We start from the raw sequence: 25,320 nt of genomic DNA, 5'->3' as shown, positions 1-25,320 counted from the left end.
ACGGGTCTCAGGAGTCAGCAGCCGAGGGCGCTTCGGCCAACCAGGCCACTGCGCACAAGGCCAGCGCAGCCAGGTTGGTCGAAAGCGGATTGAACGCCTGAATCAACAGATGGGGGCTCAGCAGCACAACATCAAGCAGCAACACCAACAACACCGCGCCAGCGACCAGCAAGGGCCAACGCTGGCGCTGCACCGTCAGCAGCAGGACGCCCAGAAGTATCTCGGCAATACCGCCGACTGCCGCGATCAGCTGCGGCGCGAACAGCGGATGATCTGGCAGACCATGGACTGCGATCATCGACACCTCGTCAGGGCTGAGCCAGAGAATCTTCGGCGCCAGGCCATGCCAGATGAAAACCACTGCCAGAGCCAATCGAGCGAGCCAGGCGATCTGCGCCAGGCGCCGGTCAGTCATGCAGGAAGCGCTCAGCGTGATCGGCAGTGGGCAGCAGACAGACCTGGTAGCGCCCGAACAGGCGATAGCGATTCAGCGCGATGCGGTCATAACACCAGTCACGCAGTGGGCGCGGAATCAGGCGCAGCCAGGCAAGAACACGCCAGGGCTGGGGCAGGCGGGCGAGAATGCGCAACAACGCGGTGGAGCGTACATGCAAGCCTGTCTCATCGATCAGCGCCATGGTGTCGAAACGGTCAGTCGGCAGCCCATACCAGGCCAGCAACGCCTGGCCTTGCGCCGACTGCACCGAAGCCAGGCGAAACTGGCGTTGGCGGTCATGCCGAATGAGGAATCTCGCCCAGCCATTGCACAGCTTGCAGACGCCATCGAACAGGACGACACGCTCGCCTGCAGCAAGACCGGGCGGCAGCGACTGCTGCGTCATTGGCCAGCGCTCGCCTGTTGCGCTAGAGGGCGGTAATGGCCGGTGATGCGGTAGGCGAACAGAATGTCTTCTTCCTGCGTGCCACGACCGATGTTGTGCAGCACCAGCGGCGTAGCCGTTGGCGCCTGACGATCACTGATGATGCCGATATGAGTGAGACCACGGCCCAGATCCCAGGTGACGATATCGCCGGCCCGGTATGCCGCAGCATCCTGTTTGACCGGCAGCGACCAGCCCTGGCGCTTGAACCAGGTCATCAGGTTGGGCACGCGGCGGTGGTCGATATTGCTGTCCGGGCGGCTCAGTCCCCAGTTCTTCGGATAGCTGGCAAAGCTGACGCGCATGTCGCGATGCACCGCCTCCTGCAGATCCAGCCCCTGCTGACGAAGTGCGCGGATCACCACGTCGGTGCAGACCCCAGTGGCCATGGGCACGTCGCCGCCCGGATAGCTCAAGCGGCGATAGGCCGGGTCATAGCTCAGGGTCACGCCGACCTGCTTGCGAGCATCGAGCACCAGCCTGTCGGCCTCGATAGCCTGCACGGCAAAAGCCAGCAACCCGAGCAGCAGCGCGATCACTATGCGCATATCGATCTCCTATCGACTCAGGGGGTACAGCAGTTCTTCCTTATAACCGGCCCAGACCCGCACCGCATCAGGGAAGGTGTCGTCCAGATTCACGTCGCCGCTATCGACCAGCAGCGGCCGACCTTCCAGCGTCGCCAGCTTGCGTTTGGTCGCCACCACGCGCAGACGCTCCAACCCCACGGAGCGCAGCACGCGCGGGCTGATCTGCTGGTTGCCGCGACCAATGATATGGCCCTGACCGCCAATGGCGGTCACCAGCAGATAAGTCGGGTGCCCTTCGACCAGGGCGAACAGCTCGGTTTCATTGACGTCGCGGGCGATGACCCGGCCATCCTCGATCACATCGACGCCGAGCAAGGTGGTTTCCAGAGCAAGATTCTGCGCCAGACCGTGCAAGGTCGAGCCGGGACCGAACACGTAGCGCGCACCCGGCTCCCACTCGCTCTCGAGCCAGGCGGCCAGATCAGCCAACACCAGCTCTTCGGACTCCACACCACCCTGCTTCACCGCCTGCACGTAGCCGCCCTCCTGCGGCACACACAGCTCGCCGTACCAGCGCGCGGTGACGCGGCCTTCGCGCAGGGCGCTCTCGTCGATGTCACGCACCTCGCCGCTGGCCAGTCGTACCAGGCCGCCCTCCACCAGGCGCGCAGTCAGCTCGCCCGCTGCACGCGGGCTGATGGCGTAGACGCCGGACTGGATCTTCACACCGGCCGGAATACCCAGCACCGGCTGGCCGTCCCTGACGGCGGCACAGACATCACGCGCAGTACCATCACCGCCAGCGAAGAGAATCAGCGCTACACCGGCGTCCTGCAGCTGCTGCACTGCGTGACGAGTGTCTTCGGCAGTGGTCGGCTGCGCACCGACCTGCCCCAGCAGGCGATGCTCAAAGCCCATCTGCGCCAAAAGATCGCCACCCATTGCGCCCGGATAGCTGACGAACTCGATGCGCTCGCGCAGGGTCAACAACTGTTCAAGCGCGGTGCGCGTACGTTGCGCCGCCTTTGGCTCGACACCCAGAGCCAGCGCCTGCTCGGCCATGCCGTCACTGCCCTTGAATCCTGCAGGGCCACCCAGCCCGGCCAGTGGATTGATGATCAGACCGATATGAAAACGCGACATGAATTCCTCGTTCCACACAGACTGGCACGCAGCCTGCAATACGACTTTCGCAATGTGTTTTGTGACATAGTTCCGACGTCTTGGAATCTGCTTAAAGTATCGCGAGCTAGAGCCAGGCAAGGCGAAATCGGGCGAAGAAGCGGAGTTTACGAGTAGTAAATGAGCTTTCTGAGCCCGATTTCAACGCAGCATGGCCGACGCGCAGCAGACTTTGAGCAGGTTCCTAGTTGTCACCGCGCCTTCATCTGGATGTCCTAGAGTGGCGCGCATCACTGATGAGGAGACAGGCCATGAGCTTGCAAGATAACCCAGCCCAGTACCCCACCACAGCCAAGCAACAACAGGAGCCGGTGGGCGGTTTTATCATTGATGGTCAGGGCCGCGAAGTGCCCATTACCGAAGAGATGATCAAACAGGCCTGCGATGCCCTGGAAGAAGACCGTCAGCCCACCGGCCAGCAGGCTTGAATCTCCTGCGCCAGACACGCAATGTGCCTGGCGTACCGACCTCAATCGTGCGGCACCAGCTTCAACGACAGTGAGTTGATGCAGTAGCGCAACCCGGTCGGACGAGGCCCATCGGGGAATACGTGCCCCAGGTGCGCGTCGCATTTGGCACACTTGACCTCGATCCGATGCATACCGTGGCTGTAGTCGTCGAGGCTGGCGATCACCTCGTCGTTGATCGGCTGAAAGTAGCTTGGCCAACCGCTTCCAGAGTCGTATTTGGCATCTGAGTCGAAGAGCGCCTCGCCACAGCAGGCGCAGTGGTAAATGCCAGGGGTCTTGCTGTCGTGATATGCGCCGGTGAACGGTCGTTCCGTGCCGCCCAGACGGCAGACATGAAATTGCTCGTCAGTCAGTTCTTCGCGCCAGCTATCCAGGGGTTTATCGACTTTGTCCACGAACGGGGTTCCTCCTCGGTAATTGGGCAATACGCGGCGTTACAGCTAGCACCAGCATTTGACAGCTTCGACGGTGAGGTTTCTGCGACTGCAGCGCCACTGTGCGCCGCGTGGCAGGCCAGAAAAAAGCAGGACTGGTACCTTTGCCGCGATCAGGTCGCCACGTATGATTCGACCCCAGTCTGTCACCCACGTTACAGGCTGCCAAGATTCCTCCGGTGGGAGAATTTTGCAGCGTACTTCAGTGGGTTCTCCATAGCTCGGGATTCCTTACATGCAGGTCAGCAAATCGAACAAGCTCGCCAACGTCTGCTACGACATCCGCGGGCCGGTGCTCAAGCACGCCAAGCGTCTGGAAGAGGAAGGCCATCGCATCCTCAAGCTGAACATCGGCAATCCGGCGCCGTTCGGTTTCGAGGCCCCGGAAGAAATTCTTCAGGACGTCATCCGCAACCTGCCCACCGCCCAGGGCTACAGCGACTCCAAGGGGCTGTTCAGCGCGCGCAAGGCGGTAATGCAGTACTACCAGCAGAAGCAGGTCGAAGGCGTCACCATCGAGGACATCTACCTCGGCAACGGCGTGTCCGAGCTGATCGTCATGGCCATGCAGGCGCTGCTCAACAACGGTGACGAGGTGTTGATTCCGGCGCCTGACTATCCGCTATGGACCGCTGCAGTGGCTCTGTCTGGCGGTAAGCCGGTGCATTACCTATGCGACGAGCAGGCCGGCTGGTTCCCCGACATCGCCGACATGCGCACCAAGATCACACCGAACACCAAGGCGCTGGTGTTGATCAACCCGAACAACCCGACCGGCGCGGTGTACTCCAAGGAAGTGCTGCAGGACATCGTTGAACTGGCGCGTCAGCACAACCTGGTGATCTTCTCCGACGAGATCTACGACAAGATCCTCTACGACGAGGCCGTGCACATCAGCACCGCCTCGCTGGCACCGGATGTGCTCTGCCTGACCTTCAACGGCCTGTCCAAGAGCTACCGCGTAGCGGGCTTCCGCTCCGGCTGGGTAGCCATCTCCGGGCCCAAGCACAGGGCACAGAGCTATATCGAAGGCCTGGATATCCTGGCCAACATGCGCCTGTGCGCCAACGTGCCGAGCCAGCACGCGATCCAGACCGCGCTCGGCGGCTACCAGAGCATCAATGACCTGGTACTGCCCAACGGCCGCCTGCTGGAGCAGCGCAACCGTGCCTGGGAGCTGCTCAACGACATTCCTGGCGTCAGCTGCGTCAAACCCATGGGCGCGCTCTACGCTTTTCCCAGGATCGACCCGAAAGTCTGCCCGATCCATAACGATGAGAAGTTCGTCCTCGACCTGCTGCTGTCAGAAAAACTGCTGATCGTCCAGGGCACCGCCTTCAACTGGCCGTGGCCGGATCATTTCCGTGTGGTCACCCTGCCCCGCGTCGACGACCTGGAGCAGGCCATCGGTCGTATCGGCAACTTCCTCAAGGGTTACAGCCAGTAAGCCGACATGGACCTGCAGATCGACGATTTCTACAAGGACGCCGCCAGCGGCCTGCTCATGCTCTATCAAGCCTTCCCGCGCAAGATGGCGCTGTACGTGGAAGACCTGATCGGGCGCGAGGAACCGGACGAGTTCGGCCTGCCCAGCAAGCGTCACCAGGCTTGCCTCGGCGCGCTGCTGTGGCTGGCCGAGGAAGGCTATCTGCGTTTCGAGTCGACCATCGCTTACGACGCGCTGGATCAGGCGGTGCTCAGCGAGAAAGGTTTTCTGCGCCTGTCACGCGCCATTCCTCATGCCTTGCGCGAGGGTGAAGTGCTGCCGCCAAGCGTGCGCCGCGTGCACGCCACACTGGCATTTCAGCTGCGCGAGGCCCTGGCCCAGCAGCACGGCGAGCGCACCGCCCGCCTCACTCGCCTGCTGTTCGAGAGCGCGCTACAGGGTCAAGAGACATAGTTTGAAATAGTCGCTGGTTGAAAGCCCCAGGGGGGCGCCCTTATATAGCCGGCATTACTCGTACGTCTTTCCCCGTGAGGAGTCCGTTCACACCATGATGCGCATTATGTTGTTCCTGGCCACCAACCTGGCGGTTCTGGTTATCGCCAGCATCACCCTCAAACTGCTGGGGGTCGACCGCTTCACCGGCCAGAACCACGGCAGCCTGCTGATTTTCTGCGCCGTGTTCGGTTTCGCCGGCTCGCTGGTGTCGCTGTTCATCTCCAAGTGGATGGCGAAGATGAGCACTGGCACGCAGATCATCACCCAGCCGCGCACCCGTCACGAACAGTGGCTGTTGCAGACTGTCGAGGAACTGTCGCGCGAAGCCGGGATCAAGATGCCTGAAGTAGGCATCTTCCCTGCCTACGAGTCCAACGCCTTCGCCACAGGCTGGAACAAGAACGACGCACTGGTCGCCGTCAGCCAGGGCCTGCTCGAACGTTTCTCGCCGGATGAAGTACGTGCGGTGCTGGCCCACGAGATCGGCCACGTCGCCAATGGCGACATGGTCACCCTGGCGCTCATCCAGGGCGTGGTGAACACCTTCGTGATGTTCTTCGCACGTATCTTCGGTAACTTCGTCGACAAGGCGATCCTGAAGAACGAAGACGGCCACGGCATTGGCTACTTCGTCGCGACCATCTTTGCCGAGCTGGTGCTGGGCATCCTGGCCAGCATCATCGTCATGTGGTTCTCGCGTAAACGCGAGTACAAGGCCGACGAAGCCGGTGCTCGCCTGGCCGGTACCGGCGCGATGATCGCCGCACTGCAGCGCCTGCGTGCCGAACAGGGCGTACCGGTGCAGATGCCGGACAGCCTGACCGCTTTCGGTATCAATGGTGGCCTGAAGAATGGCCTGGCTGGCCTGCTGATGAGCCACCCGCCACTGGAAGATCGCATCGAGGCGCTGCGCCGCCGCGGCTGATCCATCTGTCACAGACAAAAAAGGCGACCTTCGGGTCGCCTTTTGCATTGGCCTGTCGTATCAGCGGCGTGCCAGGTGAAACACCACCTCCTCCACCGCCTCGAGCTGATTCTCGATAAAGCGCGGGTTGCCACTCAGCACGTCCTTGCGCTCCACCTCACGCGGCACCCAGCCTGCACTGAAGTGTTGAACGACTTCGGCGTCATCGACCGAGAAGGGAGGACCATCCATACGCTGCTGGTCGTACACCAGGGTCACCAGCAAGCCCTGGCAGGCTTGCGGCAAAATTGCCTGCAGATGAGCGACATAGCGCTGGCGCATTTGTGGCGGCAAGGCGATCAGCGCAGCGCGATCATAGAACGCCTGGCACTTGGCAACGTCCTCACGACTCAGGGCGAAAAAGTCGCCGCATAGAATCCGCAGCTTGCCCGCCTGGTAAATCTTGAACGCGCCGTGCTGAGCGATCTGCGGCTGCACATCACGCTCGGCGAAGAAATCCTGCACCGCGCGCTCGGCCAACTCCACACCAATCACGGCATGCCCTTGCTCCGCCAGCCAGGCCAGGTCGAGGCTCTTGCCACACAGCGGCACCAGTACCGCCGCATCCTCAGAGAGCCCGAGTCGAGCCCAGTGCCGGCGCAGATAGCCGTTGACCTTCTCCTGATGAAAGCCAATTTGGCTACGTGCCCAACGCTCCTGCCAGAACGCCTCTTGCATGAATGAAACCTCCACAAAATCGATAGGAATACTCAACTATTTATGCTGGAAATCGATAGGTCCAGCAACGAAGATGACGACATCCTACTTCAGGAGCTGATCGCCATGCTGCCCTCACTGTTCATATCCCATGGTTCGCCCATGCTGGCCCTGGATCCAGGTGCCAGCGGCCCTGCCCTGGCCAGACTGGCCGCCGAGCTGCCCAGGCCCAAAGCCATCGTGGTGGTGTCGGCCCACTGGGAAAGCCAGCGCCTGCTGCTGACGGCGGGCGAGCATCCCAAAACCTGGCACGACTTCGGCGGTTTCCCGGCTGCACTGTATACCGTGCAGTATCCGGCACCCGGCGCACCAGAGCTGGCCGCGAAGATCGCCGGGCAATTGAACGAGGCCGGCCTGCCGGCTGAGCTCGATGCTCAGCGCCCCTTCGATCATGGCGCCTGGGTTCCGCTGTCGCTGATGTATCCGCAAGCCGATATTCCCGTGCTGCAACTGTCGCTACCAAGCCGCATGGGCCCCGAGCTGCAGACCCGCATCGGCCGCGCGCTGGCCGATCTGCGCGAGCAAGGCGTATTGCTGATCGGCTCTGGCAGCATCACCCACAATCTCGGCGAACTCGACTGGCGCGCCGGACCGGACGTCATCACGCCCTGGGCCAAGGCCTTTCGCGACTGGGTGGTGGAAAAGCTCGAAGCGAACGACGAAGAGGCCTTGCACCATTACCGTCACCTGGCACCGAGTGCCGTACGCAATCACCCCAGCGACGAACACCTGCTACCGCTGTTCTTCGCCCGCGGTGCTGGCGGCGCCTTCAAGGTTGAGCACAGTGGTTTCACCTACGGTGCACTGGGGATGGATATCTATCGCTTCGGCTAGCCGCTGTTTTTCACGCTGTCCCAGGCGATCTGCGCCAGCAGTTCGCGGCACTCGCCCAGATTGCTCTGGGTGCGGCCAGCCAGCCAGTTGCGCGCCAGATCATGCGCTGGGCCAATCACCACCGAGGCGAAACAGTCGTCCGGCAGCGCCTTGAACAGCCCCTGCAGACGGTACTCGGTGAGCGCCGTGAGAATCTTCGCGAAATGCTGACGATTGGCGTCGCGCAGAGCACCGCCCATCTCCCCCGCTTCGACCCGACTGCGGCTGTGCAGGATAAAACGCGCCCAGTCCGGATTGGCCACCACCCAGTCGATATAGCTGGTCACCAGCAACTTGACGCAGGCCTCAGCGCTGGCTGCGCTGGCAAATCCGCGCTGCAGCATGTCGGCGTATTGCGCGGTGCCGGCCAGATAGAGCGCGGCGATGATCCGCTCCTTGTTGCCGAAGTGATGATACAGGCTGCCGATACTCGCCCCCGAGCGGTCACGGATCATCTCAATGGTGGTGACATCGACGCCGTGCTCGGTGAAGCAGGCCAACGCTGCCTGCAGGATCTCGTCTTTACGCGATGGACGGGCCATGCCGCTTCCTATGACTAGAATATTTTTCTAGAATAACTTTCTAATGCTCGTATACTGCCTCGGCGCGCGCTCATCTTCAATCGCCAATACGCAGGAGAGAGTCATGAGTCAGATGTTGCAGATGTTCCAGCAGGCCGGCGCTGCCCAGTTCAGCGCGATGATCGGCCAGGTCGCCCCTTACTTCGCCACTATCGCTCCGCAGATGGTCGAGCTGCGTCCCGGCTATGCCGAGGTCAGCTTCGCCAAACGCCGCGAAGTGCTGAACCATATCGGGACAGTGCACGCCATTGCCCTGTGCAATGCGGCCGAGCTTGCCGCCGGCAGCATGACAGACGCCTCCATTCCTGACGGTTGCCGCTGGATTCCCAAAGGGATGACGGTGGAATACCTGGCCAAGGCAGACGGCGACATCCGCACGGTGGCCGATGGCAGCGCGGTGGATTGGGATCAGACCGGCGACATCAAGGTGCCGGTGATGGCCTACGTCGGCGACAAGCCGGTGTTCCGCGCCGAGATCACCATGTACGTCAGCCAGGCCTGAAAATGCAGAGGCCCGTCATCAACGGGCCTCTGACTCACTCAGTCGAGTCGCACCAGGATACGGCCAACCATACCGCCGGAGAGTATCCGCTCGATGGCCGTAGGCAACTGGGCCAGGCCTATTTCCTCGCATAGCGGCGAAAGATCGAGCTTCCACTGCAGCGACAGCTTGTCCCACATGGAAGCCTTGACCACCAGTGGCAGCTCCACCGAATCCACGCCCAGCAGGTTGACACCGCGCAGGATGAACGGCAGGACGCTGGCCTGGAAACCGACACCAGCGGTCAGCCCACAGCAAGCCACACTGCCGCTGTGGCGTAACGATTTGACCACATTGAACAGGATGTCGCCACCCACTGTGTCCACCGCTCCCGCCCAGCGTTCCTTGAGCATCGGACGCTCACTCCCTTGCTGCAGCTCTTCGCGGCTGACGATCTCGTCAGCACCCAGGCCACGCAGGAAATCGCCCTGCTCGGCCTTGCCGGTCGCGGCAGCGACGCGATAGCCCAGCTGCTTGAGCAGCACCACGGCGATGCTGCCAACGCCGCCCGTGGCGCCGGTGACCAATACGGTGCCGGACTCGGGAGTGACACCGGCCTGCTCCAGCTTGTCCACGCACAGCGCGGCGGTCAGGCCGGCGGTACCGAGAATCATCGCCTCGCGCAGCGGCAAGCCTTGTGGGCGCTTGATCGCCCAGGCGGCAGGCACGCGAATGTACTGGCCAAAACCACCAGCAGTGTTCATGCCCAGGTCGTAGCCCGTGACGATCACCTCGTCGCCCACGGCGAACTCGGCAACGCTGGAAGCTTCGACCACCCCCGCCGCGTCGATGCCGGGCGTATGCGGGTAGGTCTTGGTCACGCCACGGTTGCCGCTGGCGGAGAGGGCATCCTTGTAGTTGAGCGAGGAATAGCGTACGCGGATCAGCAGTTCGCCCTGCGGCAGTTGCTCGACGTTACGCTGGACCACTTCACGCTGGAAACCGCCATCGGCGCCTTCGCTGACCAGCAAGGCCTTGAACTCGGTCATCATCCTCTCCTCTTGTCGTGGCTCGCGGCTGCGCGGCACAAGTCGCTCGTGCAGCCCATCATGAACGAAGCGTTACCAGAAGCGTTGCTGATTGAGTCTGCTCAACCAGGTCAGGACGAAGCGATCTGCCGCCATGCTGGCAGCCAGCCCGACGCGCTCCTGCAGACTCTTCTTATGAGCGAAATGCAGATGGAACAGTTCAGCCTCGACGGCGCGCTCGGCCAGGTACTGGTCGCTGGTCTTGAGTTCGTCAACCAACAGGCGCTCCTGCGCCGCCATGCCCAGCCAGATCTCACCGGTGGCAATGGCATCGATGTCCAACTGTGGGCGGTAACGGGCAACGAAGCCCTTGAACAGTTCGTGGGTGGTCTCCAGGTCTTCCTGGAATTTTTCCCGGCCCTTTTCGGTGTTCTCGCCGAATACGGTCAGCGTGCGCTTGTACTCACCAGCCGTCAGCACTTCAAAATCGATTTCGTGCTTTTTCAGCAGGCGATGCACGTTGGGCAACTGCGCCACCACCCCGATGGAGCCAAGGATGGCGAACGGCGCGCTGAGAATCTTCTGGCCGATGCAGGCCATCATGTAACCGCCGCTGGCCGCCACCTTGTCCACGCACACGGTCAGCGGGATGCCGGCATCGCGGATGCGCACCAGCTGCGACGACGCCAGACCATAGCTATGCACCATACCGCCGCCGCTTTCCAGACGCAGCACCACTTCGTCCTCGGCCTTGGCCATAGACAACAGCGCCGTCACTTCGTGGCGCAGGTTGTCGGTGGCTGACGCCTTGATATCGCCATCGAAGTCCAGCACGAACACCCGCGGCTTGCTGGGCGGCGCCTTCTTCTCCTGCTTGGCAGCCTTGGCCTGCGCCTTGCGCGTGGCCTTGAACTGATCCTTGGACAGCACGCTGTGCTCTAGGCGCTCACGCAGATCCTTGTAGAAATCATTGAGCTTCTGAACCTGCAACTGACCACTGCCGCGTCGCCCTTTGCCGCGCGTGGCAGCGATCGCTACCAGCACCACGACGATGGCGACCACCAGGGTCAGGGTTTTCGCCAGAAAGCTGGCGTACTCGCTAAGAAACTCCACGGATCCCCCTTGGACAATGCAGCGGCGCCTGAGCGCACAAAGGCTCAAGCATACGGCGCAGCGCCTCGCCGGCCAAGCGCGGCAGCACTGCGCAATGGACATAAAAGCAATTCAAACAAGCGTATGTTTTTTCGTTGACAGCCCCCGAGCTTCCTCATACCCTCGCCAAACATTCAACGTGCCGAGACCAATACGGACGTGGGCAGCATCTATCTGATTCGACATGGCCAGGCTTCATTCGGTGCAGACAACTACGATGTCCTGTCTCCCGTCGGCGTGCGCCAGGCCGAAGTGCTGGGCAAGCACTTGGAGCAACTCGGCATCAGTCTCGATCGTTGCGTCAGTGGCAGCCTGCGCCGCCAACAGCACACCGCCAACGCAGCCCTGCAGCACATGAGCAACGCCCCGGCGCTGGACATCGACGAAGCCTTCAACGAATTCGATGCCGACGCGGTAATTCGCACGCTGCTGCCGGATCTGCTGCCGGAAGAGCCCGAAGCCCTGCATATCCTGCGTAACGGTGCGCAGAACCGTACCGAATTCCAGCGCCTTTTCGCCAAACTGATCCAGCGCTGGATTTCCGGCGAACATGACAAACCAGGCCTGCAGAGCTGGCAGGCTTATGTCGAACAGGTCGAAGGTGGCCTGCGGCGCATTCTCGAGCAGGCAGGCAGCAAACAGAATATCGCCGTGTTCACCTCCGGCGGCACCATCACCGCCCTGCTCCGCTTGATTACCGGCGTCCCGGCGGCAAAGGCATTCGAACTGAACTGGCAAATCGTCAATACCTCGCTCAGCCTGCTGAAATTCCGCGGCAGCGAGGTGAGTCTGGCTTCCTTCAACAGCCATGTGCATTTACAGCTGCTGAAGGCGCCGGAGCTCATCACCTACCGATGAGCTCCAGCCCACTGCGGCCGTGAGGCTGCGCGAAAAAACCGAAAAAGGATAAGACCATGAGTGTTGCTGACATCGCCCAAACCATGCAGTCCAAGTTCAACGCCAGCGCCGCTGCAGGCCTGGATCTGGTATTCCAGTTCAACATCGAAGATGGCGAAAACTACGCGCTGATCGTCAAGGATGGCACCTGTGCCCTCGAGCAAGGCGACAATCCGAACGCCAACGTGACCCTGATCATGGACAGCGAAACCCTCAAGGGCATCGTCAGCGGCGAAACCGACGGCATGCAGGCCTTCATGGCTGGCAAGCTGCGCGCCGAAGGCGACATGATGCTGGCGATGAAGCTGGGCGAACTGTTCCCGGTCTGATCGGCGAGCTGAGCGCAAAACACGAAAACCGGAGTCCTGGCACTCCGGTTTTTTTTGCCCGTGATTTGCGGCCAAGATGACAAACCGAAATGACTGATCAGGCAGTTTGATCGAGGTGCAACACGCCCGCCTATAACGGCGCGTATTGCTTGTGACAGCCTGAGTGCAGCATTAGATTAACCAATTATCTAGGGCACCCATCATAAGCAGAAGGGATAAGCATGGCGCTCACCGACCAATCCACCCGTATCCGCACCGGCGAAGAACTCGACGCTGACGTCATCGACGCTTATCTGAAAGCCAATATTCCAGGCCTGAGCGGCGTAGCCAAGATCAGCCAGTTCCCCGGCGGTGCTTCAAACCTGACCTACCTGATCGAGTACCCGCAGCAGGAATTCGTCCTGCGCCGCCCGCCCTTTGGCCACAAGGCCAAGTCAGCCCATGACATGGGCCGCGAGTACCGCATTCTCAATCAGCTCAACGCCGGCTTCCCCTACTGCCCCAAGGCTTACATGCACTGCACCGACGAGTCGGTGATCGGCGCCGAGTTCTACGTGATGGAGCGGGTCAAGGGCATCATCCTGCGCTCGGAGATGCCGGCCGAGCTGAACTTCAGCGCCGAACAGACCAGCGCGCTGTGCAAGAGCTTCATCGACAAACTGGTGGAGTTGCATAACGTCGATTACAGCGCCTGCGGCCTGGGTGACCTGGGCAAACCCGAGGGCTATGTCGGGCGTCAGATCAAGGGCTGGAGCGAGCGCTACGAGAAAGCCCTGACCCCGGACGCGCCGACCTGGGAGCCGGTCAAGGCCTGGTTGAATGACAAGATGCCGGCAGATCACCACAAGCCCGGCATCGTGCACAACGACTACCGCTTCGACAACGTGATCCTCGACCCGAACAACCCGATGCAGATCATCGGCGTGCTCGACTGGGAGATGACCACCATCGGCGACCCGCTGATGGACCTGGGCAACACCCTGGCCTATTGGATCGAAGCCGGTGACCCGGCTCCGGTGCAACTGATGCGTCGCCAGCCGAGCAACGCGCCAGGCATGCTTACCCGCCAGCAGTTCGTCGACTACTACGCCGAAAAAGCCGGCATCGAAATCAAGAGTTTCGACTTCTACTACACCTATGGCCTGTTCCGTCTGGCCGGCATCGTGCAGCAGATCTACTACCGCTTCTATCACGGCCAGACCCAGGACAAACGCTTCGCCCAGTTCATTCAGATGAACAAGCTGCTGGAGCAGATGAGCCTGCAAGTCATCGGCAAATCCACTCTCTAACCCCGGGGTAATTACAATGTCCAAGACCCAACTGTTCGACCTCGATGGCAAGATCGCCTTCGTTTCCGGCGCCAGTCGCGGCATCGGCGAGGCAATTGCCAAACTACTGGCCCAGCAAGGCGCCCACGTGATCGTCTCCAGCCGCAAGATCGAGGGCTGCCAGGCCGTGGCCGATGCCATCACTGCCGAGGGCGGCAAGGCCACCGCCATCGCCTGCCACATCGGCGAAATGGAGCAGATCACCCAGGTCTTCGCACAGATCAAGGAACAGTTCGGCCGTCTCGACATCCTGGTCAACAACGCAGCCACCAACCCGCAGTTCTGCAACGTACTGGATACCGACCTGGGCGCGTTCCAGAAAACCGTGGACGTGAACATTCGCGGCTACTACTTCATGTCCATCGAAGGCGGCAAATTGATGAAGGCAGGCGGTGGTGGCTCGATCATCAACGTCGCCTCCATCAATGGCGTCTCGCCGGGCGAATTCCAGGGCATCTACTCGGTGACCAAGGCCGCGGTGATCAGCATGACCAAGGTGTTCGCCAAGGAGTGCGCGCAGTTCGGCATTCGCTGCAACGCTCTGCTACCGGGCCTGACCGACACCAAGTTCGCCTCGGCACTGACCAAGAACGACGCGATCCTCAACATCGCCCTGCAGCGCATCCCGCTCAAGCGCGTGGCAGACCCGAGCGAGATGGCCGGCGCGGTGCTGTACCTGGCCAGCGAAGCGTCCAGCTACACCACCGGCGTGGCACTGAACGTGGACGGCGGCTTCCTCTCCTGAGGCCAGACGGCATAAACGACAAAGGCACCTCAGGGTGCCTTTGTCGTAAACAGGATAGGCCTAGCGCAGCGCAATTGTAGGGTGTGCTGGGCGGCGCTCCGCTTTAGCCCACCAATGAAGATCGCGGTGGGCTAAAGCCCACCCTACAGCACCGAGGTGAACGCCAACTTCGCTCCCCTCTCCCGCCCTTCACGCACCCTCCCCATCAAGCGGGAGAGGTTCATCAATTTTTGTAGGGTGGGCTAAAGCCCACCCTACATCCACCCGCCCGGCCGCTACCAATCCTTAAGCGCGGCTTCGGCGGCGGGGTTCATGGGTTCGGCCAGCAGGCCGGTCGGCGTCAGGCTGACGCTGTAAACAGCATCGGCGGCAATCGGCAGGTAGGTGACACGCAATGCCTGCGGGTCGAACAGCAGCAAATCGCGCTGATTCAGGCGCAACCAGCGCCACAGGTCCACACCGTAGGGGCTTTCAGCCAACTGCACGCGACCATGTTGCGCCAACGCCTGCTGCTCGATGGCCAGAAAACGCCCGGACAGACGCTCAAGGCGGTAACCCGGCTCAAGTCCTATCAGCTCGGCCAGGCCTTTCCAGCGAATCAGGCGACCGTCGAGTTGCCACATGTCGCCCTCGAGCGTGACCGTGCGCTCGCGCCCTCCTTCGAGCAACGTCACCTGATAACGCTGCGGACCATCGGCCTTGAAGCTCAGCGTTACCAGCGGCTTGCCCGGCTGCAGCGGCTCGTAGGCATACAGATCGTAAGCCACCAGACCGACCAGGCCGGCCAGGGCTAGAAATGCCAGACCACAGGTGCCACGCAACCAGCCTAGGAACCAGCCCGTATTGAGCAGAATGCGCAATGCCACCAGCAGCACCAATACGGCCAGCAGCGCCACGGCCCAGGCCAACCCGTCGTATTGCATCGATTGCGTTCCTTCTCTGACGAAATCCCGGCATTATGCGCAGCTCTCCCCACGACGAACAGCCGGCAGGCTGCGCACTCGCCCACAAGTCGACACTTTATATGCCATTCGCTCTCGAGCTCGCCATCGATCCCAGCACGCTGGCCATTCTCGCCCTGGTCGCTTTCATCGCCGGCTTCATAGACGCTATTGCCGGTGGCGGCGGCTTGCTGACCATCCCAGCCCTGCTTACCGCAGGTTTGCCGCCACATCTGGTGCTGGGCACCAACAAGTTGTGCGCCACCTTCGGCTCCGGCACTGCAGCTTTGACGTTCTATCGCCGCAAGCTGTTCGATCCGAAGCAATGGCGCAACGCTTTGCTGGCGACCCTGATCGGCGCCCTGCTCGGCGCCGTGATCGCACACTGGATGCCGGCCGCCTGGCTCAACCAGATGCTGCCCGTGATTGTCTTCGCCTGCGGTGTTTACCTGCTGTTCGGACGCATGCCAGAAGCACCCGCCGAACACGACCTGCCGATCGCGCGCGGCCGGCAATGGCCGCAAGGGCTTGGCCTGGGACTCTACGATGGAGTGGCGGGCCCTGGCACCGGCGCGTTCTGGACGGTCAGCAGCCTGCTCATGTACCCACTGGATCTGGTGCGTGCCAGCGGTGTGGCGCGCACCATGAACTTCGTCAGCAACGCGGCGGCGCTGGCCGTGTTCATCGCCTTCGGCCAGGTCGCCTGGGTGCTCGGTCTGACCATGGGCGCCGCGTTGATGGTCGGCGCCTTTCTCGGTGCACGCACAGCGATCAAGGGCGGTTCGAAGTTTATCCGCCCGGTATTCATTACGGTGGTATTGGCATTGACCGCACGCCTGGTCTGGCAGCACTGGTTTGGCTGATTCGGCGGGCCATCCGGGACCACGTAGGAGCGGCTTCAGCCTCGAAATGATCGGAGAGGTTCGCGCCTGAAGCGCTCCTGCATGAAGTGCTCTACGCCGGCAGCACAGGCTCGGGCAATCCCAACCGGCGCGCCACGTAAAGATCGATCAGATGGCGAGCGATGGAGCGCGACGCAGGCAGCGGTGGCAACTCATCGACACGGAACCAACGCGCATCCTCGATTTCGTCTTCCTGCATGACGATCTCGCCACCGGCGTACTCGGCGTGAAAGCCAAGCATCAGCGAATGCGGAAACGGCCAGCCCTGGCTACCGATGTACTGCAGGTTGCGCACCTCGACGCCGACTTCCTCACGCACTTCCCGCGCCACGCAATGCTCCACCGATTCGCCCGGCTCGACGAACCCGGCCAGGGTGCTGTAGACCCCAGTGACGAAACGCGGCGAACGCGCCAGGAGTATCTCGTCGCCCCGCGTGACCAGCACGATCATGCTCGGAGAAATGCGCGGATAGTGCTGCGATTCGCAGCTGTCGCAACGCATCGCCCGCTCACCAGGAAGCTGGCGCGTCGGCGCACCGCAACTGCCGCAATAACGATGTTCGGCGTACCAGGTGCCGATCTGCGCGGCATAGGCCAGCATGCGGAAGGTTTCTGCTTCCCCCTGCAGCATGAACTGACGCAGGCTCTGCCAACTGCAGCCCTCCAGCGTCGCCGAGAGCTTGAGTTGCAGCAGGTAAACGGCATCGTCACCGAAATGACCGATACCCTGCTCGCCGAGAATCGGCAGGTCCTGGCGCTTGACCCAATCACGCGGGAACAGCACGCCATTGCTGTCGGCGAGAAAGTGCTGCTGGTTGTAGAGCAGTGCCCAGCCGCCAGGCTGGGCTGGGTCGAGGAAGGTATTGCGCCAGACCATCAGGCCGCCACCGGCATGCCCAGTGCCTTGACGCTTTCTTCAGCCAGGTCGAGCACGCTGGGACGGGTTTCAGGACGCATCACTGCGCCCGCTTCCAGGTAGTATTCGAGGCTGCTCAAGGCATCAGCCAGGGTTTCCAGCATCTGCTCCGACGGCATTTGCGCGGACTCGAGCATACGCGCCTGGATATAGTCGGCACAGGCACCGACCAGCATCGCGGCTCGGCGTTGCTCGAGGAACCACAAGCCGCCCCGCACGGCCTGCAGGCTGAACGGCACGTTGGACAGGTGCATCTTGTCGCCAGCCGACTCCAGATACGCGGTGATCGCGCGCTTGGCCAGAGCCAGACCGGCCTGGGCCTCGTCGACCACGACGATACGGGCTTCATTGAGCTGATGAGTGGCGAAAGAGTCGGCCTCATTGCCCGGCTCGACGGGAGCCGGTCTGATATCGCGACCTTCGCCACGTTCCAGGCTGGCCACCATGCCTTCGACATAGAGCACGGCATCGGCCAGCTTGTGCAGTTGCTCCGCCTGTGGCGGCGCATCTTCGCTCCAGGCGGCAACCAGCGGCAGCTGCGCGCCGAGCGAGTTGCCGGCAGAGTTCAGACCGACCATGCCCAGGGTCTTGGCCAGCTTGCCCAGTAACGCATGCAGAGTGCCCAAGGTTTCGCCTTGCAAGGTGCCGCGCTCGAGCAGGTCAAGCATGTCCTTGACGCTGGCCAGTTCTTCGCGAATCGCCGTGGACAACGAACGCATCACCGCCTGACCCGGCCCGGCCAGGCGCCGGTATTCCTCTTCCAGCAAGTGATCGGTGAACGGCAGCGGCGCGAGACCGAATACGTCGCGCATGGCGCTGGTGTGCGGGCCATGGCTGTCAGCGAGCGCGACCAGATACAGCAACTCTTTGAGCAAGCTGCGCGGCGCTTCGTACTGAGGGTTACCAAGCATCAGCTTGAGTTCGCGATCCACCCGCGAGAACAACTGTTTGCGCGATTTGCGCGGCAGCAGCTGGCCATCGCACTGAGCCTCGATGGCCGCAGCACCAATCCAGCACATGCGCCCACGCGGCTCGTTGGCGAACAGGCTATCCAGGCGCGCCATGGCACGCACCATCAGCTTGAGGCTGGCCTGCGGATTCTGCTCACGGATGAAGCCCAGCAGCCCAACCTGATACATGTGACGCAGGCGCTTGCCTTCGCTCAGCTTGGCCGCGCCATCGAGTGGCTGGGTAGCCGTGTGTGGCCGCGCATGATCGAGGCGGACGCTGAAGAAGAAACTTTCCGGCAGCGGCTGCTGCGCGCCAGCCTGACGCAAATCGTTGATCGCCGGCAGCAGCAACTCGGGCATTTCCTGGCGATGGGCGTCGACGTTTTCCAGATAACGGCGCAGCACATGCAGGGCATTGCTCAGTGCCGAGAGCTGCGCATCGCGCTCCTCACCAGCACCGGCGGGAATATCAGTGGCCTGATCCAGCACTTCCTGGGCCAGCAACTCGGCGCCGGCCAGCTCGATCAGGTTGAGCGTGCCGCGAACCTGGTGCAGGCTTTCCACCGCCTGCTGCAACAGGCTGCCGTTGTGCCGCTCGGCGATGAAATGCTCCAGGCTCTGCTCGGCCTCTTCCATGGTGACGAACAGCTCGTCGCGCACCAGATTCAGGGATGTGGCTCCACTTACCATGCTCTAGGCCTCGCAGCGAACATCAGCGAATACGGCATCAGTCGGCGAACTCCGGCTTCTGCTTGGTCATATGCGCCGCCATGGCCAGGCGCAGGTCTTCCGACTGCAGCATGGCGGCATTCCAGGTAGCGATGTATTCAAGGCCATCATCGACCCGGTGATCGCGCATATAGCGAATCATTTCCTTGGTTCCACGCACGGCAATCGGCGACTTGGCGGCGATTTGTGCAGCGATTTCCATCACCCCGGCCAGCAGCGCCTCGTGATTTTCGTAGGTGCGATTGACCAGGCCGATGCGCGCAGCCTCGTTACCGTCGATGGTGCGTCCGGTGAAGGCCAGCTCGCGCATCATGCCGTCGCCGATGATGCGTGGCAGGCGCTGCAGGGTGCCGACGTCAGCGGCCATACCCATGTCGATTTCCTTGATCGAGAACTGCGCATCGACGCTGGAGTAACGCATGTCGCAGGCGCTGATCAAGTCGATGGCGCCGCCAATGCAGTAACCCTGAATGGCAGCCAGCACTGGCTTGCGGCAGTTGTCGACAGCGTTGAAGGAAGCTTGCAGCTCGAGAATCTTGCGACGCAGCGCCGAGGCATTGCGGCCAACGTCCTTGCCCAGTTGGGCACCGACCGAGGCCAGCAGCATCAGGTCGATACCCGAAGAGAAGTGTTTGCCGGCACCGGAGAGCACCACGACACGAACTGCATCGTTGTCATCAACCCACTGGAAGATCTCGATGATCTCGCGCCAGAAGTCGGCATTCATTGCGTTGACTTTGTCGGGACGGTTGATCTGCACATGGGCGATCTTGTCCGCCAGCTCGACGCGGAAGGCTTTGTAGTCGGACATGGCAGGCATCCTCAGCCGCGGCTCGGCAGCACAGTAACAATTTTGTGATTAATAACCGAGCAACTATAACAAGCGCGTCATAAAAGTCGATGCTTGCCACTGTGACGCAGGGCACGCCCCGGACGTTAACAACCGCTTTGAGTATCACGGATAAGGGCTTGATCTACCGAGAGTCTTGCCCTCGGCAGTCACCTCGTCAATTCACTCCACGAGACAGTCCACACAATAGTGCCCCGCTTCGGTCTGCAAGCCGTGCACATCGATATCGAAGCCGGGGAAGGCCTGGTCGAAGGTCCGCGCGAAGGTCAGGTAGTCGAGAATCGAACGAGTGGCGGCAGTGAAGCGCTCGCCCGGCATGATCAACGGAATACCCGGCGGGTAAGGTACCAGCATCACCGCAGCGATACGTCCCAGCAACTGGTCGATGGGCACCGCCTCGACCTCGCCGCGCACCAGACGGTCATAGGCATCGGCAGGTTTGATCGCCAGTTCGGGCAGCACCGTGTACATGCTTTTCAGCGCCTTGGCCGTGGCGTTTTCGCGGTAGCAGCCATGCAGCGCGTCGCACAGATCTCGCAGGCCCATACCCTGGTAGCGTCCACCGCCCGCGTGGGCGATGCAGGGCAACACGTCGATCAACGGCAGATTGGCGTCGTAGCTGCGCTTGAACTCCAGCAGTTCGGTCAGCAGCGTGCTCCACTTGCCCTTGGTGATGCCCATGGAGAACAGCACCAGGAAGGAGTACAGGCCGGTTTTTTCCACAACCAAGCCGCGCTCCCAGAGGAACTTGCTGACCACCGCTGCGGGAATCCCCTGCTGCTCCAGTTTACCGGCCGCATTGAGACCGGGCATCACCAACGTGACCTTGATCGGATCGAGCAGCACATAGTCATCGGCCACTTCACCGAAGCCATGCCAATCAGCGTCCGGCTGCAACACCCAGTCGGAAGTCGCCAAGCTGTCAGCACCATCGGCCTTACCCGGCTGCCAGATGCTGAACCACCAATCTTCGGCGCTCAGGTTGCGCCGTACATTGGCCAATGCCCGGCGGAAGCTCAGCGCCTCGTCGAAGGTTTCCTGGATCAGCGAACGACCGGCTGGGCCTTCCATCATCGCCGAAGCCACATCCAGCGAGGCGATGATGCCGTACTGTGGCGACGTGGAAATGTGCATCATGAAGGCTTCATTGAAACGATCACGATCCAGTTGCCGCTGCCCGCCGTCCTGCACGTGAATCATCGAGGCCTGGCTGAAGGCCGCCAGCAGCTTGTGCGTCGAATGGGTGGTGAACACCAGCGGCGAGCGCTCGTCGTACTGGGTGCCCATGCCATAGCGGCCAGCATAGAATTCGTGAAAGGCGGCGTAGGCGTACCAGGCCTCGTCGAAGTGCAGTACTTCGACCGAATCCCCCAGCGCCTGCTTGACCATTTCGGCGTTGTAGCAGAGCCCGTCGTAGGTGGAATTGGTCACCACCGCCAACTTGACCTTGGGCGCACGGCCACGCGCCAGCGGGCTGGCGTCGATCTTGGCCTGGATCGACTCTTTGCTGAACTCACTCAACGGAATCGGCCCGATGATTCCCAGCTCGTTGCGCTCCGGGCACAGGTAAAGCGGAATCGCGCCGGTCATGATGATCGAGTGCAGGATCGACTTGTGGCAGTTGCGGTCCACCAGCACCAGGTCGTCGCGACCGACCATCGAATGCCAGACGATCTTGTTCGCCGTCGAGGTGCCGTTGATCACGAAGAAGGTATGGTCGGCGCCGAAGTTGCGCGCTGCGCGCGCCTCGGCCTCGGCCAGTGGGCCGGTGTGATCGAGCAATGACCCTAGCTCCGGCACCGATACGGACAGGTCCGAACGCAGCGTGTTCTCACCGAAGAACTGGTGGAAGGCCTGACCCACCGGGCTTTTACGGTAGGCCACGCCACCGCCATGCCCCGGCGTGTGCCACGAATAGTTGGATTGCGCGGTGTGCTGCACCAACGCCTTGAAGAACGGCGGCAGAAGGCCGTCGAGGTAGTTGTGCGCCGCACGCGCCACCTGCCGCGCCAGGAAGGACACGGTGTCTTCATAGAGATAGAGGATGCCGCGCAGGTGGTTGAGATCGGCCATGGCCTCGGCCGGCGCATTCTCGATGGTGACCTGCTCGCCCAGGGCGAAGATCGGCAACTGTGGCGCACGCACTCGCGCCACGCGAATCAGCTCGACCATGTCCTGCAGCAGGCGACTGTTCTCCCCTGCTCCCTCTGCCGCCACCAGGATGCAGGCCAGACCATGGTGGGTGGAGGCGACAATACGCCCCTCGGCGGCGCTCGCCGTGGGCAGAATGCTGAAACCGTCCTGGGTGAGCTCCTGAGCGATGGCGCGCACGCGATCACCGGCCACGGTGTCGGCCTTGATGTCGCGGTGCACGATTAGGACGGGAAACTTGAGGTCTTTATACATTGTGACGTCCTGAAGGCTGGCAGGCTCGGCCTGCCCATCGCCTCAGGTTAGAGGCTCCCCCTGATCGGCGGAACCCCCCTGAGCATCACGCTATAAGAAAAGGTCGCAATTGCGCTGTTCGGTTATTCCGGCGCTTTTTCCAGCTGCGCCCACAGCGACGGACCGCCAGCGGATTTCTCGATCACGGCCAGGCGCGCCAGATGCTCCGCAAGCTCCTCTTCGCTGGCGCGAATGACACGCGTACGCGGACGAGAGGCGTCCAGACGGCGGATCGGCGTGGCCTGCTGGCGCCCGCTGCCATCGCCATCGGCGCCTTCACCGGCCAGGGACAGATTGGTCTGGCCGCCGGTCATCGCCAGGTAGACGTCGGCGAGAATCTCCGAGTCGAGCAAGGCGCCGTGCAGTTCGCGGTTGGAGTTGTCGACGCCGTAACGCTTGCACAGCGCATCCAGGCTGTTGCGCTGCCCCGGATGGCGCTCGCGCGCCATCATCAGGGTATCGAGTACCGAGCAGTAATCGCTGACGTCGGCACGCTCGCTCTGCCCCAGCAGGGCGAACTCGTTGTTGATGAAGCCAACGTCGAACGCCGCGTTGTGGATGATCAGCTGAGCGCCCTTGATGAACTCGTAGAATTCATCGGCGACCTCCTTGAAACGCGGCTTGTCGGCGACGTACTCGTTGGTAATGCCGTGAACCGCGATGGCACCTTCATCGATTTCACGATCGGGGTTGAGGTAGACGTGGAAATGACGCCCGGTCAGGCGGCGGCCCAGCAATTCGACACAACCGATCTCGATGATGCGGTGCCCGTCAGTGACCGGCATACCCGTGGTTTCGGTATCCAGCACTACGTAGCGCTTGACGGTGTTCTCGGTTGTCACGCCTTGCCTCTCTCATCTATTCGGGTTGCCGCACATTCAGCGCAGCATCTTAACTCAGGTGCCATGTCACCGCTCAGCGCGCCGCACGCACATCGTCGACACCGCGATTGGCCAACTGGTCGGCACGCTCGTTGCCGGGATGGCCAGTATGCCCACGCACCCACTGCCAGCTCACCTGATGACGATTCACTTCCTCATCCAGCTTCTGCCAGAGGTCGGCGTTCTTCACCGGCTCTTTCGAGGCGGTCTTCCAGCCGCGTTTCTTCCAGTTCGGTAGCCATTCCTGGATACCTTTCATCACATACTGCGAGTCGGTCACCAGCTTGACCGAGCACGGCCGGGTCAGCGCGATCAGGCCGGCAATCGCCGCCATCAGCTCCATGCGATTGTTGGTGGTATTGGGGTCGCCGCCCCAAAGCTCCTTCTCCACGCCTTTGTACACCAGCAGCGCGCCCCAACCTCCGGGGCCGGGATTGCCCTTGCAGGCACCGTCGGTGTAAATCACCACATCATGGGTTTCAGACATTCATAAACTCTGTACAGAATTGTTTGGCCGCAGCCTGGCATTCAGTTGTCGAGATCGCGCCGACTGACCTTGGCCACCGGCATTGGCAGCAACTTGCCCATCGGCTCCCGACGCGACTGCCGCAACGGACGCAGGCCAACCACCAGCTTGCGCGCCACCAACAGATAGAAACCGGCGCCCGGCAACTGCCAGGCATCGCCCCAGCTTTCCATTCGCCGCAGGCGCATTTGCCAGGCCAGCGAAGCGAGCGGCGGACGATAGCACCCGAACCGCCGTTTCTCCAACGCAAAGCCCAGCAAACTCAGCCAGTCACCGACACGGCTCGGAGCGATGCAACGTGCCTTGGCCAAGCCGTCCCGGGCAAACAACCGACGCACGCCCCAGGCGCTCCAGGGGTGAATACCCAGGACCAACAGATGCCCGCCAGGCCTGACGCTGCGAGCCGCCTCACGCAGCAGGCCGTGAGGCGACAGGCTGAAATCCAGACCATGCTGCAGCACCACCACATCGGCGGCGTGCTCACCCAAGGGCCAGGCTTGCTCCTCACAGACGATCTGCACGCCAGGCATCGGCGCGCCAAGACGCACGTTGTGCTGGATCTGCCCCGCTCTGGGCGGGCCTTCGGCGCCGGGGCCGTAGCTCACCAGATAGCCCCCGAAAAAGCGCGCCAGCTCTTCTTCCAGCAAGCGCCGCTCTTCTTCCAGCATCAGCTGGCCTAGCGGCCCGGCAAGCCAGTCGCGCGCCTCGCCGATGAGTTTTAGCCACTCAGGGTCGGCCTGGGCGAATGCCTGATCAGTCATCGCTGCCTCCACATGACAGGTTCTGCATGTCGTGTCTAAGATGCACCTTTATCACCTGCTTAGCGACCCGCAATGATCCAGATCGACGCGCTGCCCGCCTTCAATGACAACTATATCTGGCTGCTGCAGGACGCCAGCAGCAAACGCTGCGCCGTGGTCGACCCCGGTGATGCGGCCCCCGTCATGGCCTGGCTTCAGGCCCATCCTGACTGGACACTCAGCGACATCCTGATTACCCATCATCACTTCGATCATGTTGGCGGTGTCGAGCAACTGAAGACGGCTACCGGTGCCCGTGTCGCCGGCCCGGCGGCGGAAAAGATCCCGGCCCGTGACATCGACCTGAACGACAACGACGAGATCGAGGTGCTCGGCTTGCACTTCGAGGTCATGTCCGTACCCGGTCATACCCTCGGTCATATCGCCTACTACCACGCCGAACAGAACCTGCTGTTCTGTGGCGACACTCTGTTCGCGGGCGGCTGCGGGCGCCTGTTCGAAGGTACACCGCAACAGATGCACCAATCCCTGAGCCGCCTGGCGGCACTGCCCGCCAGCACGCTGGTGTACTGCACCCACGAATACACCCTGAGCAACCTGCGCTTCGCCCATGCCGTCGAGCCGCACAACCCGGACGTCAGTGCGCGCCTGGCCGAAGTCGCCCGCTGGCGCGATGAAGGCCGCATCAGCCTGCCGTCGAACATCGAACTGGAACTGGCCACCAATCCTTTCCTGCGTGTTGGCGAGCCTTCGATCATCGCTGCGGCCAAAGGACGCGACGACCGGCAGCCGAGCGAGCCAAGCGCCGTATTCGCTAGCCTGCGTGCCTGGAAAGACAGGTTTTAGTCACCGAGAAAAAGGTCGACAGGCCCGCAAAAGACCAGA

General features: G+C 61.9%; 29 protein-coding genes. 12 read left to right on the top strand and 17 right to left on the bottom strand.

Annotated features, from left to right (window positions below):
• Positions 1–7: 7 nt before the first annotated feature.
• From GV002_RS08770 to GV002_RS08755, 4 genes are read right to left on the bottom strand one after another with little or no spacing between them, the layout of a single operon-like run.
• Complete coding sequence (locus tag GV002_RS08770) at positions 8–415, bottom strand: DoxX-like family protein (protein WP_160017944.1); 408 nt, start codon at positions 413–415, stop codon at positions 8–10.
• The gene (locus tag GV002_RS08765; RefSeq protein ID WP_160017943.1) at positions 408–842 is read right to left on the bottom strand and encodes a thiol-disulfide oxidoreductase DCC family protein; all 435 of its coding nucleotides are present in this window, start codon (positions 840–842) and stop codon (positions 408–410) included. The genes GV002_RS08770 and GV002_RS08765 overlap by 8 nt, the downstream gene beginning before the upstream one ends.
• The gene (locus GV002_RS08760; RefSeq protein WP_160017942.1) at positions 839–1,429 is read right to left on the bottom strand and encodes a DUF1287 domain-containing protein; all 591 of its coding nucleotides are present in this window, start codon (positions 1,427–1,429) and stop codon (positions 839–841) included. Before GV002_RS08760 ends, GV002_RS08765 begins: the two co-directional genes overlap by 4 nt.
• 9 nt (positions 1,430–1,438) lie before the next feature.
• Positions 1,439–2,554 carry an ATP-NAD kinase family protein gene (locus tag GV002_RS08755; RefSeq protein ID WP_160017940.1) on the bottom strand — a complete coding sequence of 372 codons (1,116 nt, stop codon included), beginning with the start codon at positions 2,552–2,554 and terminating at the stop codon, positions 1,439–1,441.
• Between the two features lie 290 nt (positions 2,555–2,844).
• Here GV002_RS08755 and GV002_RS24150 point away from each other — a divergent pair, with 290 nt between their 5' ends.
• Positions 2,845–3,021, top strand: coding sequence for a PA1571 family protein (locus tag GV002_RS24150; RefSeq protein ID WP_178094632.1), 177 nt, complete (start codon positions 2,845–2,847; stop codon positions 3,019–3,021).
• 41 nt (positions 3,022–3,062) lie between these two features.
• On the opposite strand, the gene msrB is transcribed toward GV002_RS24150, so the two are convergent.
• Positions 3,063–3,458, bottom strand: coding sequence for a peptide-methionine (R)-S-oxide reductase MsrB (msrB, locus tag GV002_RS08750; RefSeq protein WP_160017939.1), 396 nt, complete (start codon positions 3,456–3,458; stop codon positions 3,063–3,065).
• Between the two features lie 274 nt (positions 3,459–3,732).
• On the opposite strand from msrB, the gene GV002_RS08745 reads away from it, so the two are divergent.
• From GV002_RS08745 to htpX, 3 genes are all read left to right on the top strand, one after another.
• A complete protein-coding gene (locus GV002_RS08745) occupies positions 3,733–4,944 on the top strand; it encodes a pyridoxal phosphate-dependent aminotransferase (protein WP_160017938.1) in 1,212 nt (403 codons plus the stop codon).
• 6 nt (positions 4,945–4,950) lie between these two features.
• Positions 4,951–5,397, top strand: coding sequence for a hypothetical protein (locus GV002_RS08740; RefSeq protein ID WP_160017937.1), 447 nt, complete (start codon positions 4,951–4,953; stop codon positions 5,395–5,397).
• A 94-nt stretch (positions 5,398–5,491) separates the two neighbouring features.
• Positions 5,492–6,364, top strand: a complete 873-nt coding sequence (htpX, locus tag GV002_RS08735; RefSeq protein ID WP_017676754.1) for a protease HtpX — start codon at positions 5,492–5,494, stop codon at positions 6,362–6,364.
• A 60-nt stretch (positions 6,365–6,424) separates the two neighbouring features.
• On the opposite strand, the gene GV002_RS08730 is transcribed toward htpX, so the two are convergent.
• Entirely contained in the window at positions 6,425–7,081 is a 657-nt protein-coding gene (locus GV002_RS08730; protein ID WP_160017936.1) for a thiopurine S-methyltransferase, read from the bottom strand.
• A 105-nt stretch (positions 7,082–7,186) separates the two neighbouring features.
• Here GV002_RS08730 and GV002_RS08725 point away from each other — a divergent pair, with 105 nt between their 5' ends.
• The gene (locus tag GV002_RS08725; RefSeq protein ID WP_160017935.1) at positions 7,187–7,954 is read left to right on the top strand and encodes a DODA-type extradiol aromatic ring-opening family dioxygenase; all 768 of its coding nucleotides are present in this window, start codon (positions 7,187–7,189) and stop codon (positions 7,952–7,954) included.
• On the opposite strand, the gene GV002_RS08720 is transcribed toward GV002_RS08725, so the two are convergent.
• The gene (locus GV002_RS08720) at positions 7,951–8,535 is read right to left on the bottom strand and encodes a TetR/AcrR family transcriptional regulator (protein WP_160017934.1); all 585 of its coding nucleotides are present in this window, start codon (positions 8,533–8,535) and stop codon (positions 7,951–7,953) included. The two genes, GV002_RS08725 and GV002_RS08720, sit on opposite strands and share 4 nt — an antisense overlap.
• 103 nt (positions 8,536–8,638) lie before the next feature.
• Between GV002_RS08720 and GV002_RS08715 the strand changes: the two genes are divergently transcribed.
• Positions 8,639–9,076, top strand: coding sequence for a hotdog fold domain-containing protein (locus GV002_RS08715; protein WP_160017933.1), 438 nt, complete (start codon positions 8,639–8,641; stop codon positions 9,074–9,076).
• Positions 9,077–9,114: 38 nt separating this feature from the next.
• On the opposite strand, the gene GV002_RS08710 is transcribed toward GV002_RS08715, so the two are convergent.
• Both GV002_RS08710 and sohB read right to left on the bottom strand, forming a co-directional pair.
• On the bottom strand, positions 9,115–10,104 hold the full coding sequence (locus tag GV002_RS08710) for a YhdH/YhfP family quinone oxidoreductase (protein ID WP_160017932.1): 990 nt from the start codon (positions 10,102–10,104) through the stop codon (positions 9,115–9,117).
• A gap of 72 nt (positions 10,105–10,176) precedes the next feature.
• A complete protein-coding gene (sohB, locus tag GV002_RS08705) occupies positions 10,177–11,196 on the bottom strand; it encodes a protease SohB (protein WP_160017931.1) in 1,020 nt (339 codons plus the stop codon).
• 198 nt (positions 11,197–11,394) lie between these two features.
• Here sohB and GV002_RS08700 point away from each other — a divergent pair, with 198 nt between their 5' ends.
• The 4 genes from GV002_RS08700 (at position 11,395) to GV002_RS08685 (ending at position 14,534) form a co-directional block, all read left to right on the top strand.
• A complete protein-coding gene (locus tag GV002_RS08700; RefSeq protein ID WP_160017930.1) occupies positions 11,395–12,093 on the top strand; it encodes a histidine phosphatase family protein in 699 nt (232 codons plus the stop codon).
• A 56-nt stretch (positions 12,094–12,149) separates the two neighbouring features.
• Positions 12,150–12,461, top strand: coding sequence for an SCP2 sterol-binding domain-containing protein (locus GV002_RS08695; RefSeq protein ID WP_003459932.1), 312 nt, complete (start codon positions 12,150–12,152; stop codon positions 12,459–12,461).
• A gap of 221 nt (positions 12,462–12,682) precedes the next feature.
• Positions 12,683–13,750, top strand: a complete 1,068-nt coding sequence (locus GV002_RS08690; protein WP_160017929.1) for a phosphotransferase family protein — start codon at positions 12,683–12,685, stop codon at positions 13,748–13,750.
• Positions 13,751–13,766: 16 nt separating this feature from the next.
• Positions 13,767–14,534 carry an SDR family oxidoreductase gene (locus GV002_RS08685; RefSeq protein WP_160017928.1) on the top strand — a complete coding sequence of 256 codons (768 nt, stop codon included), beginning with the start codon at positions 13,767–13,769 and terminating at the stop codon, positions 14,532–14,534.
• A 275-nt stretch (positions 14,535–14,809) separates the two neighbouring features.
• Here GV002_RS08685 and GV002_RS08680 read toward each other — a convergent pair whose 3' ends face one another.
• A complete protein-coding gene (locus GV002_RS08680; protein WP_160017927.1) occupies positions 14,810–15,457 on the bottom strand; it encodes a hypothetical protein in 648 nt (215 codons plus the stop codon).
• A gap of 101 nt (positions 15,458–15,558) precedes the next feature.
• Here GV002_RS08680 and GV002_RS08675 point away from each other — a divergent pair, with 101 nt between their 5' ends.
• Positions 15,559–16,338 (top strand): TSUP family transporter, encoded by a 780-nt coding sequence (locus tag GV002_RS08675; protein ID WP_160017926.1) that lies wholly within the window; start codon positions 15,559–15,561, stop codon positions 16,336–16,338.
• Between the two features lie 91 nt (positions 16,339–16,429).
• On the opposite strand, the gene nudC is transcribed toward GV002_RS08675, so the two are convergent.
• The 7 genes from nudC to GV002_RS08640 form a co-directional block, all read right to left on the bottom strand.
• The gene (nudC, locus tag GV002_RS08670) at positions 16,430–17,254 is read right to left on the bottom strand and encodes an NAD(+) diphosphatase (protein WP_160017925.1); all 825 of its coding nucleotides are present in this window, start codon (positions 17,252–17,254) and stop codon (positions 16,430–16,432) included.
• Positions 17,254–18,933: a ferrous iron transporter B gene (locus GV002_RS08665; RefSeq protein WP_160017924.1), complete on the bottom strand. Its 1,680-nt coding sequence runs from the start codon at positions 18,931–18,933 to the stop codon at positions 17,254–17,256. Before GV002_RS08665 ends, nudC begins: the two co-directional genes overlap by 1 nt.
• A 37-nt stretch (positions 18,934–18,970) precedes the next feature.
• A complete protein-coding gene (locus tag GV002_RS08660) occupies positions 18,971–19,783 on the bottom strand; it encodes a crotonase/enoyl-CoA hydratase family protein (RefSeq protein ID WP_160017923.1) in 813 nt (270 codons plus the stop codon).
• Positions 19,784–19,984: 201 nt separating this feature from the next.
• Positions 19,985–22,228 carry an Orn/Lys/Arg decarboxylase N-terminal domain-containing protein gene (locus tag GV002_RS08655; RefSeq protein WP_160017922.1) on the bottom strand — a complete coding sequence of 748 codons (2,244 nt, stop codon included), beginning with the start codon at positions 22,226–22,228 and terminating at the stop codon, positions 19,985–19,987.
• Positions 22,229–22,350: 122 nt separating this feature from the next.
• Entirely contained in the window at positions 22,351–23,109 is a 759-nt protein-coding gene (gene dnaQ, locus GV002_RS08650; protein ID WP_160017921.1) for a DNA polymerase III subunit epsilon, read from the bottom strand.
• Positions 23,110–23,182: 73 nt separating this feature from the next.
• Entirely contained in the window at positions 23,183–23,635 is a 453-nt protein-coding gene (gene rnhA, locus GV002_RS08645; protein WP_021488942.1) for a ribonuclease HI, read from the bottom strand.
• Positions 23,636–23,676: 41 nt separating this feature from the next.
• A complete protein-coding gene (locus GV002_RS08640) occupies positions 23,677–24,435 on the bottom strand; it encodes a class I SAM-dependent methyltransferase (protein WP_160017920.1) in 759 nt (252 codons plus the stop codon).
• A gap of 72 nt (positions 24,436–24,507) precedes the next feature.
• On the opposite strand from GV002_RS08640, the gene gloB reads away from it, so the two are divergent.
• Entirely contained in the window at positions 24,508–25,281 is a 774-nt protein-coding gene (gene gloB / locus GV002_RS08635) for a hydroxyacylglutathione hydrolase (RefSeq protein ID WP_160017919.1), read from the top strand.
• Positions 25,282–25,320 lie beyond the last annotated feature (39 nt).

The organism is Pseudomonas sp. 8O, assembly GCF_902506495.1.
GTDB classification, from domain to species: Bacteria; Pseudomonadota; Gammaproteobacteria; order Pseudomonadales; family Pseudomonadaceae; genus Aquipseudomonas; species Aquipseudomonas chaetocerotis.
Note: the sequence above shows the minus strand (reverse complement) of the source record. Positions and strands in the feature narration are given on the sequence as shown.

Excerpts from the sequence above, each read along its gene's own strand:
- GV002_RS08770 (WP_160017944.1), bottom strand. The coding sequence starts at position 415 with ATGACTGACCGGCGCCTGGCGCAGATCGCCTGGCTCGCTCGATTGGCT.
- GV002_RS08765 (WP_160017943.1), bottom strand. The coding sequence starts at position 842 with ATGACGCAGCAGTCGCTGCCGCCCGGTCTTGCTGCAGGCGAGCGTGTC.
- GV002_RS08760 (WP_160017942.1), bottom strand. The coding sequence starts at position 1,429 with ATGCGCATAGTGATCGCGCTGCTGCTCGGGTTGCTGGCTTTTGCCGTG.
- GV002_RS08755 (WP_160017940.1), bottom strand. The coding sequence starts at position 2,554 with ATGTCGCGTTTTCATATCGGTCTGATCATCAATCCACTGGCCGGGCTG.
- GV002_RS24150 (WP_178094632.1), top strand. The coding sequence starts at position 2,845 with ATGAGCTTGCAAGATAACCCAGCCCAGTACCCCACCACAGCCAAGCAA.
- GV002_RS08745 (WP_160017938.1), top strand. The coding sequence starts at position 3,733 with ATGCAGGTCAGCAAATCGAACAAGCTCGCCAACGTCTGCTACGACATC.
- GV002_RS08740 (WP_160017937.1), top strand. The coding sequence starts at position 4,951 with ATGGACCTGCAGATCGACGATTTCTACAAGGACGCCGCCAGCGGCCTG.
- htpX (WP_017676754.1), top strand. The coding sequence starts at position 5,492 with ATGATGCGCATTATGTTGTTCCTGGCCACCAACCTGGCGGTTCTGGTT.
- GV002_RS08730 (WP_160017936.1), bottom strand. The coding sequence starts at position 7,081 with ATGCAAGAGGCGTTCTGGCAGGAGCGTTGGGCACGTAGCCAAATTGGC.
- GV002_RS08725 (WP_160017935.1), top strand. The coding sequence starts at position 7,187 with ATGCTGCCCTCACTGTTCATATCCCATGGTTCGCCCATGCTGGCCCTG.
- GV002_RS08720 (WP_160017934.1), bottom strand. The coding sequence starts at position 8,535 with ATGGCCCGTCCATCGCGTAAAGACGAGATCCTGCAGGCAGCGTTGGCC.
- GV002_RS08715 (WP_160017933.1), top strand. The coding sequence starts at position 8,639 with ATGAGTCAGATGTTGCAGATGTTCCAGCAGGCCGGCGCTGCCCAGTTC.
- GV002_RS08710 (WP_160017932.1), bottom strand. The coding sequence starts at position 10,104 with ATGACCGAGTTCAAGGCCTTGCTGGTCAGCGAAGGCGCCGATGGCGGT.
- GV002_RS08695 (WP_003459932.1), top strand. The coding sequence starts at position 12,150 with ATGAGTGTTGCTGACATCGCCCAAACCATGCAGTCCAAGTTCAACGCC.
- GV002_RS08690 (WP_160017929.1), top strand. The coding sequence starts at position 12,683 with ATGGCGCTCACCGACCAATCCACCCGTATCCGCACCGGCGAAGAACTC.
- GV002_RS08685 (WP_160017928.1), top strand. The coding sequence starts at position 13,767 with ATGTCCAAGACCCAACTGTTCGACCTCGATGGCAAGATCGCCTTCGTT.
- GV002_RS08680 (WP_160017927.1), bottom strand. The coding sequence starts at position 15,457 with ATGCAATACGACGGGTTGGCCTGGGCCGTGGCGCTGCTGGCCGTATTG.
- GV002_RS08675 (WP_160017926.1), top strand. The coding sequence starts at position 15,559 with ATGCCATTCGCTCTCGAGCTCGCCATCGATCCCAGCACGCTGGCCATT.
- nudC (WP_160017925.1), bottom strand. The coding sequence starts at position 17,254 with ATGGTCTGGCGCAATACCTTCCTCGACCCAGCCCAGCCTGGCGGCTGG.
- GV002_RS08665 (WP_160017924.1), bottom strand. The coding sequence starts at position 18,933 with ATGGTAAGTGGAGCCACATCCCTGAATCTGGTGCGCGACGAGCTGTTC.
- GV002_RS08660 (WP_160017923.1), bottom strand. The coding sequence starts at position 19,783 with ATGTCCGACTACAAAGCCTTCCGCGTCGAGCTGGCGGACAAGATCGCC.
- GV002_RS08655 (WP_160017922.1), bottom strand. The coding sequence starts at position 22,228 with ATGTATAAAGACCTCAAGTTTCCCGTCCTAATCGTGCACCGCGACATC.
- rnhA (WP_021488942.1), bottom strand. The coding sequence starts at position 23,635 with ATGTCTGAAACCCATGATGTGGTGATTTACACCGACGGTGCCTGCAAG.
- GV002_RS08640 (WP_160017920.1), bottom strand. The coding sequence starts at position 24,435 with ATGACTGATCAGGCATTCGCCCAGGCCGACCCTGAGTGGCTAAAACTC.
- gloB (WP_160017919.1), top strand. The coding sequence starts at position 24,508 with ATGATCCAGATCGACGCGCTGCCCGCCTTCAATGACAACTATATCTGG.